The organism is Aeromonas sp. QDB68, assembly GCF_027707405.1.
Taxonomy (GTDB): domain Bacteria; phylum Pseudomonadota; class Gammaproteobacteria; order Enterobacterales; family Aeromonadaceae; genus Aeromonas; species Aeromonas caviae.
Map to the genome: position 1 here is coordinate 1 of NZ_JAPCIQ010000114.1, position 9,404 is coordinate 9,404.

11 protein-coding genes and 1 pseudogene are annotated in these 9,404 nt (G+C 55.8%); 4 read left to right on the top strand and 8 right to left on the bottom strand.

Annotation, left to right across the window (positions count from 1 at the left end; all coding sequences use genetic code 11):
• Positions 1 to 285: 285 nt before the first annotated feature.
• The 5 genes from PG892_RS19915 to PG892_RS19935 all read right to left on the bottom strand — a co-directional run bounded on the left by PG892_RS19915 (position 286) and on the right by PG892_RS19935 (position 4,146).
• The gene (locus PG892_RS19915; protein ID WP_101617850.1) at positions 286 to 1,542 is read right to left on the bottom strand and encodes a PD-(D/E)XK nuclease-like domain-containing protein; all 1,257 of its coding nucleotides are present in this window, start codon (positions 1,540 to 1,542) and stop codon (positions 286 to 288) included.
• Positions 1,543 to 1,610: 68 nt separating this feature from the next.
• Positions 1,611 to 2,444, bottom strand: a complete 834-nt coding sequence (locus tag PG892_RS19920) for a hypothetical protein (protein WP_148248212.1) — start codon at positions 2,442 to 2,444, stop codon at positions 1,611 to 1,613.
• 259 nt (positions 2,445 to 2,703) lie between these two features.
• Complete coding sequence (locus PG892_RS19925; protein WP_234932925.1) at positions 2,704 to 3,426, bottom strand: thioredoxin fold domain-containing protein; 723 nt, start codon at positions 3,424 to 3,426, stop codon at positions 2,704 to 2,706.
• Positions 3,426 to 3,827 carry a hypothetical protein gene (locus PG892_RS19930; protein ID WP_270825749.1) on the bottom strand — a complete coding sequence of 134 codons (402 nt, stop codon included), beginning with the start codon at positions 3,825 to 3,827 and terminating at the stop codon, positions 3,426 to 3,428. Before PG892_RS19930 ends, PG892_RS19925 begins: the two co-directional genes overlap by 1 nt.
• Before the next feature lie 79 nt (positions 3,828 to 3,906).
• On the bottom strand, positions 3,907 to 4,146 hold the full coding sequence (locus tag PG892_RS19935) for a hypothetical protein (RefSeq protein ID WP_270825750.1): 240 nt from the start codon (positions 4,144 to 4,146) through the stop codon (positions 3,907 to 3,909).
• Positions 4,147 to 4,272: 126 nt separating this feature from the next.
• On the opposite strand from PG892_RS19935, the gene PG892_RS19940 reads away from it, so the two are divergent.
• Genes PG892_RS19940 through PG892_RS19950 form a run of 3 tightly spaced genes read left to right on the top strand, consistent with a single transcriptional unit; the run spans position 4,273 to position 6,600 of the window.
• Complete coding sequence (locus PG892_RS19940; protein WP_160836990.1) at positions 4,273 to 5,604, top strand: DnaB-like helicase C-terminal domain-containing protein; 1,332 nt, start codon at positions 4,273 to 4,275, stop codon at positions 5,602 to 5,604.
• Positions 5,594 to 5,908 (top strand): hypothetical protein, encoded by a 315-nt coding sequence (locus PG892_RS19945; protein ID WP_148248218.1) that lies wholly within the window; start codon positions 5,594 to 5,596, stop codon positions 5,906 to 5,908. Before PG892_RS19940 ends, PG892_RS19945 begins: the two co-directional genes overlap by 11 nt.
• Complete coding sequence (locus tag PG892_RS19950) at positions 5,893 to 6,600, top strand: hypothetical protein (RefSeq protein WP_270825751.1); 708 nt, start codon at positions 5,893 to 5,895, stop codon at positions 6,598 to 6,600. Before PG892_RS19945 ends, PG892_RS19950 begins: the two co-directional genes overlap by 16 nt.
• Before the next feature lie 77 nt (positions 6,601 to 6,677).
• Here the strand turns inward: PG892_RS19950 and PG892_RS19955 are convergent, their stop codons facing one another.
• From PG892_RS19955 to PG892_RS19965, 3 genes are all read right to left on the bottom strand, one after another.
• A complete protein-coding gene (locus PG892_RS19955; protein ID WP_270825752.1) occupies positions 6,678 to 7,478 on the bottom strand; it encodes a hypothetical protein in 801 nt (266 codons plus the stop codon).
• Between the two features lie 27 nt (positions 7,479 to 7,505).
• Positions 7,506 to 7,823, bottom strand: coding sequence for a hypothetical protein (locus PG892_RS19960; protein ID WP_270825753.1), 318 nt, complete (start codon positions 7,821 to 7,823; stop codon positions 7,506 to 7,508).
• A 212-nt stretch (positions 7,824 to 8,035) separates the two neighbouring features.
• Complete coding sequence (locus PG892_RS19965) at positions 8,036 to 8,371, bottom strand: hypothetical protein (RefSeq protein ID WP_270825754.1); 336 nt, start codon at positions 8,369 to 8,371, stop codon at positions 8,036 to 8,038.
• A gap of 157 nt (positions 8,372 to 8,528) precedes the next feature.
• On the opposite strand from PG892_RS19965, the pseudogene PG892_RS19970 reads away from it, so the two are divergent.
• Positions 8,529 to 9,332, top strand: a pseudogene (locus PG892_RS19970) (IS1634 family transposase); the annotation flags it as partial.
• Positions 9,333 to 9,404 lie beyond the last annotated feature (72 nt).

Here is a 9,404-nt window from a genome sequence, read left to right on the forward strand (position 1 = left end):
CGGGGTGACGTGAGCGCGTTAAGGATCAGGGTGTTCACGTTGGCCGGAATGGCTGTTCAACTTCGCCGGAATACGCAGTGGGAGCGCGATTGGTTCACTGAGATGCGGGCATAACCCCACCAACGATTTCCATGGTCCACCTTTTGTCCTCACCGTAGCAATGCCGTGAGGACTTTTCTTTTGGAGCTTCCTACTGCCTCCCTTGATGATGTCTCCGAAGGACACCGAGACAGACCAAAAAAAAGCCCCAATTACTTGGGGCAAATCCACCATGATTAACAGGTGTTACCAGTCGAGCACCATTGTCGATTGGTTAGGATTGTAGCCGTACCACTGGTTTCTGGCCTGGCAGTATTGCAACTCTTGCATCAGGCGGCGGCGATTGTTCATGGCACGGGAGCGCACGCGCTCGGAGAACTCAAACACCTCACAGTTATCCATGTCGGCGAACTCGACAGTGACGAACGTGAAGCTCTGGATTGGGAACCCAAGCAGCTTTGCCACATGGCAATAAAACGCATCCTGCAAGTCGTACCCCAGATCGCGACACTGGTACATGAACCGGTCGGGGTGAGTGTCGCGCGTGGTCTTGAGATCGACCGAAATCAGGTCATAGCGCAGCCAGTCGAATTTGGCCTTGATCCACAGACCCGTCTCAGTGTCCTGGGCAATCATCGTTAACTCAGCGATCCCGTCTTGCAGCAGGGAATTGGCCCTGACATGGCTGCGTACCGTGTGGCGGGCGCGGTGTGCGTCCCCATAGGTGATGGGGTCAAGCACGTACTCCCTCATATAGTCTTCGCACGCCTTGAGCTCAAATACCTTCGTCTCATGCAGCTTGTCTATGTTGGTGTGCGTCATCAGGGTGGGGCTCACCGCCAGCAGTTGTGCCGCCATCTCGTCCAAATCATCGCTCACCGGAAGGGTGTTGAGCTTCTTGTAGTAGGCCTGATAGTCCGCGAGGGACAGCAGCGCCTCCGGGTAGATGGCCTTGCTGGCGGTCGCCCACGGCTGTTTGGTGTCGCGGAAGCGGGCCAGCAGATGGTTGCGGGCCTGCACATCGAAAATTTTGTCGGCATAGGCCGGGTCGTGCGCCAACAGCTGGTCGATATAGTTGGCCTTCACGGTTCCCTTGGGCTTGATACCTTGGCGCTCCAGCTCCTCTTTGAGCTGCGATGCCGTGTGCAGGGAGTGGGGGAAATCAATGGGGTTGAGGTGATACCAGAACAGATCATCACAACGCTCGGGTTCCAGCACCAGCCCGTGGGTGACGGAGCCTGCGGTAAAGGCGTTGGCGGTAGAGGCCGCCTTGGCGCGTTTGAGCTTAGACACATACTCGCGGTAGTAGAGCGCAGGCGACTGGCTGAACTTTTTCAGCTTGGAGGAGGAGAGCGCCGGGATGGCGTGGTAGTCCTCATTCTCGACATCGGCATAGATGCCCGCAACCGGTTGACCATGGCTGTCCAGGAAGTTGGGCTTACCCCATTCGCTGTCATAGCCGGGCTTGATGGCGGCGCGAAGGTCTTGGTTGGTTGCGGTCATGATGGTGTCTCTCTTTGTTATCTGATAATCATATTACACTATCCCCACGGGATAACAAGAGGCAAATATCAAATCCCGAAATCTTCAAAGTTGAAGGTGGTCTGCGTCTTGGGTTTGTCAAACAGCCGGATGAGCGGTACCGCGTTTGCGTGACGACCGGGCAGCGGCACTAGCGAGTCCACCACGGACGGTATGGCCTTCACACTGCGGAAATGGCGCATCGAGCTGGCCATGACGGAGGCCTCGCGCCGAAATTCCTGCTGACACTGTTCAACCAGCTTGTGATGCAGTTCGACCAGCTGGAAATAGCGGTCGAAATTGACCGGGAACCGGAAGGAGGAGTTGATCTGCCATTTCATCATCGACCGGATAGCAATGTTGATCATCAGCCCGCGCACGGTCTTGTCGTCCTGTACTACCCCGTTGAAACACTCCTGCTCCTGATACTCCAGTCCGGCCATGAGCTGCTGGCGGTCCACGAAGAGATAGGTATAGGGGGTACTTTCGCTGACGCCTTTTTCGTTGACGCGATATAACCCGAGTGCGACACCGGCCACGTTCTCGATACTGTGTTCCACCGAGGGGTCGGGTGTGTGGTCATAGCCCAGGTCATTACCGTGGTACGTGAAGTCATCCCCAAAGTAGATCAGCTTGCCACCCACATGCAGGGAGGTTTTGTTGAGCGCCTTCATGTAGGCAGCGGGCGAGGGGTCGAGCATGACCACGAGCTCATGGTTGATGTTGCGACGCATCAGTACCAGGTAATCACCAGGCTCGAACCCCATGTCGACGATCAGGTGTTCCAGGCTGGTGAGGGACTCTGGTTTAGCCTGAATGGCGGAAATGGTGTTCCCTTGATATTGAGCGGTCATCGCGGACAGATCGGCATCAGTGAGCATCATGGCAACCTTTGATAAATGTATGTGCTATGCCGACAGGATAGTTTAGGGCATTTATCATGGCAAGCGAAAACGGTGCAAATGTCAGAAGTATCGCCACCTGGGTCGGGATTGAGCACGATCAGCCGCGGTCGCTGTCCTCGCCGGACATCAGGAAGAGCTCCCAGTTGAGGAGGCAGGCGGTGGCAGTGGAGGGGAAGGCAGGGGAAGGAAAAAGCAAAGGGGCCCGCAGACCCCTTCCAGATGCAGCTGCTACGGAGGATCAGGACGCTACATCGAGCAGTTTCATAATGTCCTCCACGGAATGGTACCCGGTCACCACATGCCCGCCTGGCAGCATCATGCTGGGTGTGCCCTGCATCCCCAGTTTTTGAGACAACTCCCACCCCTGATCGACCGCGTCGGCACGGGCACAGCGTTGAGCGGCGATCTGCGCTCCATTGAAGGCGTTGGTCAGGGCCTCTTGCGGATTATCCGCGCACCAGACCGATCGCATGGTCTCGTAGGAGGGGGAGTTCGGCCCTGAGCGCGGGAACGCGAGGTAGGCGATGGAGATCCCCTGCTTGTTCAGCTCGGGCACGCTCGCATGAAACTTGCCGCAATACCCGCAGGTGTAATCGGTAAACACGACCAAGGTGGCTTTCTCGTTGTCCGCCTTGTACTTGATGGTACTGCCGTTGTTCACCAGTTCCAGCACCTTGTTCCAGAGGGCGGCGGTGGTGAGGTTGGTCGGCCTCTCGTTCTGGTCAAAGGAGATGGCTTGGCCAAACAGCATGATGTTGCCGTCGGGCGTGGCATAGACCGTTTCCCCCTTGATCGTCACTTCCACCAGATGTGGGCTGACCCGCTGGAGCCGGTCCACTTGCAGGTTGCGAGCCCTGAGCCGGGCGGAGAGAGCATTGAGTTCAGAGTCCTCCACGGACGAGGAGGAGGCGTGCAGGGGGGCGAGAAGAGCGACAAAGCTCAGCGCCAGCAGGGATCGCATTAGCAAGTGACTAGCTCCTTTTCCGGGGTGCCGAGGTGTTCGAACAGGACGACAAGATCCATGGCCATCATGGAATCAACCCGCACGTAGGTGATGAGTTGGAGTGATTGATCAGGGCCCGCGACCACGAACAGGTACCAGGATTGCGCAAACAGGTCGGCCTTGATGGTTAGGTCTGGCTGTACCTGGAGGCGGCGACGCTTTATGAGCAGGCCAAAGAGCCGGTCATCGACGGTGATCTGCTGGTTGGGCCCAATGGCGACTTCGCGCTTTAGCATCAGTGCGAGCGAGATCCACACGGTAAGCGCGGTGAAGGTCATGTGGAGGACGAAGGAAGGGGCCGCGCCGGTGGAGAGATAGTCGAGGGTGATGGCCCATACATGGACCAACCAGACCATCATCCCAAACGCGACCAGTGCAAATAGAAGGGGGGAAGCAGTGACGCTTCTTCCCCTGACGCTATATGGGATCCGCAAGGCATCACTCCTTGCTGGTGAGAGCGGTGAGTGCCCCAACCCAGGCTTTTTGCACCCGTTGTTTGCGGTACAGCAACACGGTGCCCCCCACCACGATCAACGAGGCCATCATGACGCTGTACTGCGTGTTGGTGAGCGCAAAGGCGAAGCCAATCGCCAGCAACATGAACATCAAGAACAGGAACGACAGCTCAGTTTTGGCACTGCCGTCTTGTCCTTTTACAGTTTTTTTCGAATTTTCCATCTTCTTCCCCTTGGTTTGGTAAATGCGTTGAACTATCCTGACAGGACACGCACAGGTAAAGTATAAGGCGGATTCGTGGTCCAGGCTAGTATTCGATCATTCCAATCTGCGCTCCTTGGGATGGTGTTGAGCAAGTTCACCGTCAAGGCGCGGGAGGCCGTCCTTAGCGTCCCTGTGGAGGCGTTTTGCGATGAATACCGGTCGGTGCGGGTGGCTATCGAGTTCTTGGTGGACCACGAAACCCCGGTCACGCAAGACACGGTAGCCGCCTATTTCCGCGACATGGGGCATCACGAGCTCGCGGACTGGCTGGTGGCTGAACTGCCGCTACAGGAAGATGACGGCAACCTCCTCGCCTTTGCCAAGAAGCTCGCGGATTACCACGAGTGCCAACGGTCGGTTCAGGCCATGAAGAACGTGCTCGCCAACCTGAACACGGCCACGGATTGCGCCGATGTCCTGCTGCGCTTGCAAAAAGTCGCCAGCACAATTGGCCGTGTGACGCAGGGCCGCCAGGCTCCTCTGCGGATCGGCACCGTGATGGAGGGGTTACTGGAGGACGCAGAACGACTGGCGGCCAGTGGCCAGGTAGAGGGCTATGTGACGGGGTGCGCTGGCATTGATGAGGCCTTCGGACGACTCAAGGGTGGGGATCTGGTTGTGATTGCCGCCCGCCCAGGTATGGGCAAGACGGAGCTGGCGCTCAAGATCAACAAGCACATCGCCCAGTCGGTCGGGTGCGCCTCACTCATCGTGTCGCTCGAAATGAGCCATCAGCAGATCGGTGAACGCCTGCTCTCCGATACGTCGCAATTGCCGGTCGATGTGTTCGACAACCCGGATCTGCTCAGCCTGGAGTCCATTATGGACAAGCTCCGGCGCTCAGCCGAGGAGTACCAGGATCTCCCGATCTACCTGCAAGAGGTCACGAATGCGACCCATGTGGATGTGTGCAGCTCCGTTCGCCAGTTCGCCGAAGAGGTGAGTAATCTGGGGCTCCTCACCATTGACCACGTTGGGCTGCACAAGACGATTGGTACCTCACGGGTCGAGGCGGTAGGGGATATGACCCGCGCTTACAAAATGCTGGCCAGGGAACTCGGGATCCCCGTGCTGCTGCTGTGCCAGCTAAACCGCAATCTGGAGATGCGCGACGACAAGCGGCCCATGCTCTCCGATCTGCGTGAGTCAGGTGCCATCGAGCAAGATGCAGATCGGATTGTGTTTATCTACCGCGACAGTGTCTACGACGACAAATCCGGCTGGGGCTCGGTTGCGGAACTCATCAACGGCAAGCGCCGCCGGGGTGAAGCTCAGAGCAGTTACCTGGACTTCAAAGCGGGCCACTTCTGCGATGTGCCTCCGGGCTTTACGCCGCCTATTGCACAGATACAGGCGGCCAGCGCCAGTCAGCGCAGCTTTAAGACGATGCGGGGCCTTCGCACCTATGACTATTAGTTTCCTGTGGATGCTCGGTTTGCTGATGGCTGACTCGGTACCGCTTGAAGTAAAAGACCTGCTCTGTGAAGAGATCAAGCAGGGCCAAGATCTGGAGAACACGAAGCAGCTGTTGGAGCTGAGCTGGCTCTCGAAGGGGGACACGGTGACGGGTCATACCGCCATCGCAGATGTCCTTGGAGGAGAATCAGGGGCCATTGAATCGGTGACCGAGAGTTCGGTCGCGGATTATGCGCCCGGCACACAGTTGCAGTTCACCAGGGTTGAATCGGAAGGAAAGGAATGGGTATGCGTAAAACAATGATCGCCCTGTTGGCTGCCAGCGCCAGCATATCGGCTCTGGCCAACACCAATGGGTCTGACATCTGGCAGCAATATACGCCATTGATGGTCACCGAGATCTACGCGATGACGGCCAGCAGTGACGAGGTGGTGTCGGTATTGCAGGCGGAGGGTGACTTTTTGCTGTCAAACCTGGGTGTAGCGCACAATCCCCGCCTCCAGAGCATGAGCCAGGCGATCCTCGCCATGGAGGAACGCGGCATGTTTCGCGGCACGCTCGACATGCTGGGTGAGGCCCTGCTGGTACCGGATCTACTCCCAACGCTGCCGCGAGACGAGACCATTGCCGTGCTGATGGCCAAGCCTGACACCTTCACGGCGATCAAGGGCTGTCTTCGGGACGACGAGTTCAGCAAGCAGGCTGCCTGCCACGCGCTGGGGCTCTATATGGCAGCTGTCCGGGTCAAACCAAAGCCCGATGAGCTGAAAGTGTTGGCTTACGAGTTCATGAACCCGAGAGGGGTCTATCCGACCATCCTCGATATTTCTCGCTTCCTGGTGAAGAGCAACATGCAGGAGATCCCGATCGTGGATACCGGCTCTGCCCATTCCGCGTCCACCCATGCTGTCGGGCAGCACGAAGCGGGATTAGAGGTGATGAAGGCAAAGCGGCTTATTATCAATGCGGTCGGGGAGGTCAGCCGATTGGAGTAAGGGCTGTAGGTGCAGGGCCCCAAATTAACGGGGCCTTATCGACAGTGGTCGCAAGCTGAACCAAGCGACCTGCACAATCACGAGGAATGTGGTGCTTTCCCCGACAACGCCGCAATCAAGTCCACGTTCTGCTTCGTCAAACTCGTCAGGTGACCTTCCAACCGTGCAACCTCGACACGGGCTTGAGTCGCCTCTTCCTGCGCTTTGACGGCCTCCTGGAGGCTAATCTCGCAATCTTCTTTGGCGCTTGCGAGGGCCTGCTCTTGAGCAGTCAGCTTCTCGCTATCCCGGCCCTGTCGCTGGATCAACTCCTCACGGGAGTGAGTGAGCTCGTCGATCTGCTGGCGTAACCCGCCAATCTCCTCCAGGGACGCAGAGTTAGCCTTGGTAAGAGCCTCATTGGCCGCCTGGAGGGCAGACTCGGCAGTGGCACGGCGTTCACGCTGTTGCACCAACTCTTCATGGAGTGTGTCTCTCTCACGCTTGACCTCATCAAGCTGAGTGAGAACCGCCTGTTTGTCCTCGGTAGACTCGGAGATTGCCTTGGCATGGGCCGCAGCGGCGTTCTTCATTGCTTCCTCAGTGCCGGTCAGACGCTCGCGCAGTTGCACCAGCTCATTATGCAGCTGGCCCTTCACCTTGTTGATCTCAGCAACTTGAATAGCGAGTTCCTTGTTGTCCTCAATGCACTTTTGCTCTGCCTGTTCAACGGCGCTGAGCCGCTCCCGCAGCTGCGCCACCTCGATCGCTAGTTGCTCGCGCTGGGCGTTGGCAGATTTGAGGTCATCGTTCAGGCCAGTGATGGTCACCTGAGCCTCGCGCAAATCATTGGTGACCTGCTCATTGATGTTTGAGGCCTCTTCCAGATCACCGAGCAATTCCTCTCTGTATCGCTGGGCCTTTGCTTACTCTTCGCTCACCCGAAGATCGGCGCTCACTATGGCCTGATGGTGAAGTTCTGTGACGGTATCAATCAGAAACTTAGAGATGTCAGCGGTCTTTTTCTCCAACTCCACCTCAACGTGGAGGGGCAGGGGCAACTTACTCTCGTCCCCGGCAAGCACCTGTGTCTTCAAAAAATCCGTCCACACCTTCATCAAACGTGTGGGATTGCCCCCCTTGCACTCACGAGCAAGCTTGAACCCAGAGATCGTAGTGTCGGCTTTTAGCAGTCTATTTCCAGCTTCGATGATGACTTCATCGCTGATCTCGGGTGTCCGCATGGCAAATCTCCAAAAATGTGTTCCGAGGCGTATAGGGTAAACATTAGTACAAACAAACGAACAAACTTACAAACAAACAAAAGAACTTATGCGCAAAGGGTGTTGAGCGAGTCTATTAAGGTTTACCGCGAGCTGGAACACTAGACGGTCTTGCCTGTGGTGAATTACCAGGGACATTGACCAGCAGCGCCCACGTTGGCGTAGGGCCTGGCTCACCGGAAGGTGGGTATCAAGGGGCAGATCCAACAGCGCCCCTCCTGCCAAAACCCGGGAGAGATTTTGACGGTCTCCCAGATCCGCATCTCATCGACAGTCAGCAGATCAGCACGAAGCCGGGCCAGATTACACAGCCTGGTTGGCTCATCGGTAGACCAGATCTGATCGACCATCGCCAGAAATGAGATCCCCTCACCACCCTCACTCATTAAGAACGTATCGGCAGCGGCCCGCTCAACCGACCGCTCGATGACCGCAGTCAAGCCGCGCTTCTGCTCTCTGCCAAGCAGGTCTATCAGGTATTTCGAGCGGGGATCCAGCCGCAACGACAAGGTGACGCTGGTGGGGCTCTTGGATCCGTCATTCCGCAGCCAATTTCAGAATTAAAATAATGTGATCCAGTGATCGTTTACAAATGTTAGTGCGACAGACCTCTTGACCGCGATCCCCAGTTTTGATCTATTACTGTTATTTAACGGTCACTTTATTATGTCTGCTGCTCAACCTGTCATTAAACGCCTAGATCACTTAGGGCTGATCGCTGCTTTCTGCCATGAAATCGGTTTACCTGGTATTATTGATCGCGTCATTCCCAAGTACTCGGATCATAACGTTTCACATGGCGATGCGGTCTTGGCGATGATTCTCAATGGTCTTGGCTTTCACAGCAGAACGCTGCATATGTTTTCTGACTTTTTCGAGACGAAGCCTGTTGCCAAGTTGCTTGCTAAAGATATTGAAGCTCACCATTTAACGGACGATGTACTCGGACGCACGTTAGATGCTTTATATGAAGCAGATGTCTCCGCACTTTATCAAGCGATTGCAGAGCATGTCGTTGATAAGCTAGGACTTAAAACAGACTCTGTACACCTTGATATCACTAGCTTCCATGTCGATGGTGAATACGCCCAGGACGAAGATCTTAATGCCATCAAGCTGGTAAAAGGCTACAGCCGAGACCACCGTCCAGAGCTAAATCAAGTGGTCCTTGAGTTGATTTGCGAAAATCAAGCTGGCCTGCCTGTTTACATGCAAGCGCTTAGTGGTAACACCAATGATGCTAAGGCATTCTCAGAAGTCACTAAACGGCATATTCATTGCCTGAAGGCAGCTCAAAACAGTCACTACTTCATTGCCGATGCCGCTTTATACACCGAAGAGAGCATTCGTTCACTGGATGAGCAACAACAGAAGTTTATTACGCGTGTTCCAATGACCATTAAATCAGCCAAAGAGGCCTTAATGAACCTTGAGCCAGAGCAGCTGAGCCATATCGGTAATGGCTACTCATGTACAGAACCTTAAGCGGCAAGCGAATTAATAATACCGTCTAACGTGTTGTTTTGCTTGGATTTTCTCTGC

Bases quoted from the DNA above. Each gene is read 5' to 3' on its own strand.
- PG892_RS19920 (WP_148248212.1), bottom strand. From the start codon at position 2,444: ATGATGCTCACTGATGCCGATCTGTCCGCGATGACCGCTCAATATCAA.
- PG892_RS19950 (WP_270825751.1), top strand. From the start codon at position 5,893: ATGCGTAAAACAATGATCGCCCTGTTGGCTGCCAGCGCCAGCATATCG.
- PG892_RS19930 (WP_270825749.1), bottom strand. From the start codon at position 3,827: ATGATGGTCTGGTTGGTCCATGTATGGGCCATCACCCTCGACTATCTC.
- PG892_RS19925 (WP_234932925.1), bottom strand. From the start codon at position 3,426: ATGCGATCCCTGCTGGCGCTGAGCTTTGTCGCTCTTCTCGCCCCCCTG.
- PG892_RS19935 (WP_270825750.1), bottom strand. From the start codon at position 4,146: ATGGAAAATTCGAAAAAAACTGTAAAAGGACAAGACGGCAGTGCCAAA.
- PG892_RS19945 (WP_148248218.1), top strand. From the start codon at position 5,594: ATGACTATTAGTTTCCTGTGGATGCTCGGTTTGCTGATGGCTGACTCG.
- PG892_RS19960 (WP_270825753.1), bottom strand. From the start codon at position 7,823: ATGCGGACACCCGAGATCAGCGATGAAGTCATCATCGAAGCTGGAAAT.
- PG892_RS19915 (WP_101617850.1), bottom strand. From the start codon at position 1,542: ATGACCGCAACCAACCAAGACCTTCGCGCCGCCATCAAGCCCGGCTAT.